This is a genomic window from Phocaeicola sp. RTP21198st1_B8_RTP21198_201120, from assembly GCF_040929485.1.
GTDB lineage: Bacteria > Bacteroidota > Bacteroidia > Bacteroidales > Bacteroidaceae > Phocaeicola > Phocaeicola dorei.
In genome coordinates, this window is record NZ_JBCOCI010000241.1 from 1 (window position 1) to 1,862 (window position 1,862).

At 46.9% G+C, this 1,862-nt stretch carries 1 protein-coding gene; it reads left to right on the forward strand.

The genetic code is table 11. The features are described from left to right. Positions 1-75: 75 nt before the first annotated feature. Entirely contained in the window at positions 76-1,665 is a 1,590-nt protein-coding gene (locus tag AB5935_RS24995) for a RagB/SusD family nutrient uptake outer membrane protein (protein WP_368327756.1), read from the forward strand. Positions 1,666-1,862 lie beyond the last annotated feature (197 nt).

A 1,862-nucleotide genomic window follows, 5' to 3' on the forward strand; every position in this document is an offset into this window, starting at 1 on the left:
TTGACGGAATCGTCAACAATTATACGAGTATCGCCCGTGTTTTCTCGTTCGGAGTCAACATTAACTTATAGCCTTATGAAGAAAAAAGCCATACACATGAAATTCCTGAATCACTCCATAGGATTCTGCCTGCTCCTGACGCTGTTGTGTTACTCCTGCGCCAGCGACTATCTGGATACCGCCCCTACCAATCAGGTATCTCCTGCCGATTTATTCAAGGATGAAGCGTACGCTGCCTATGCTGTCAGCGGATTGGAGAAGTTGATGAAAACCACTTACCCCACTAATAAACTCGATGGCGTGTCATTCAACGGTGAAGGATCTGTCAAACTGATGTATGCCGAGTATCAGGGGGCTGACATGTATTGTCCCCGCAACAATTTCTATACGATATTCAACGGGGCTTCTCATGCCATACCTACCAGTAGTTACACGGAGTATATGTGGCATTATTACTACAAAGTAATCAGTAATGCCAACGCTATTATAAATTATGTCGACCCCGAAGGTAGTCATAAATTCAAATATATTTATGCGCAGGCACTAACCTACCGTGCCTATTGTTACCTGCAACTGCTGCAGTTCTACTCGCCACGCTGGTGCGATTCGCAAAACGGCAGTGCCCAAGTGGTGGTTCTCCGGCTCAATACATCTTCTACCGGCGACTGTCCTCTTTCTTCTATGCTGGCCTGTTACGAACAGATTTACAACGACCTTAACCAGGCCATCACCTATTATCAGGCATCCGGAATTGCCCGCAAAGAAGACGAGAATCACAAAATCAATGTGAATGCCGCTTACGCCACCTATGCCCGTGCCGCACTCACCCGTGAGGATTGGAGTACTGCCGCCCATTACGCTGCACTAGCACGTGCCGGTTATCCGCTTATGAATGCCGATGAATATTTCGACGGATTCAGTACCGTCAACCGCGAATGGATATGGAGTATCTATGACAGTGAAGAAGAATCGCTGGGAAACTCATCCCTCGCCGCACGCCTTGCATACAACTCCTCCTCTACTCTTGTATGCACTTATCCGGCCTGTATCAACCGTGAACTGTACGATGCATTACCGGAAAGTGATATCCGCAGGGGACTTTTTCTCGATCCGCTCGAATATACTTATAACACGGGTGGTATAACAAACAATGGTCTGGGCGGAAGTGCACTCACCAGTTACGCCCAAGGGTTGCATCCCGACCTGAATACTTCGGCAAAAATATACGCTTATATGTCGTTCAAATTTAAGTGTATCGACAAAGTAGGTGCCATGCCTTTCAATCTTTTCCGCAGTTCGGAGATGTATCTCATCGAAGCAGAAGCCAACTGCCACCTGACGCCTTCAAAAGAAGCGGAAGCAAGGCAATTACTGAAAGAACTGATCCGCGACAGCGGACGCGACCCTCAATATACTTGCGACAAGAGCGGTCAGGCACTGCTCGACGAAATAAAGTTCTACCGCCACATCGAACTATGGGGCGAAGGATTCAGCTGGTTTGACTTCAAACGGCGCAAAGACACCATCGTACGCCACACCTTCGAAGACGGAGGAAACTACATGACCAACGCAGCCGTAACTATCAACCCGGAAGACGCCAACAACTGGATGTGGGTGATTCCCGCCAAAGAATACGAATATAACAATGCCATAAATAAACAATAAGAACACTGTAAATCCATAGTAATCAAGATGAAAATAGTCAGGTATATCAGTATATGTTTGTTGTTCACCTTTATCGGATCTCTCCTTCCAACCAAGGCGCAGGACAATCCGTACAAGATAGACCACTCTCTTTCCCTACTTTATGAGGAGGCAACTAAACACCGTAACAACGCAACCGGACTGGAAATAGCTGATAC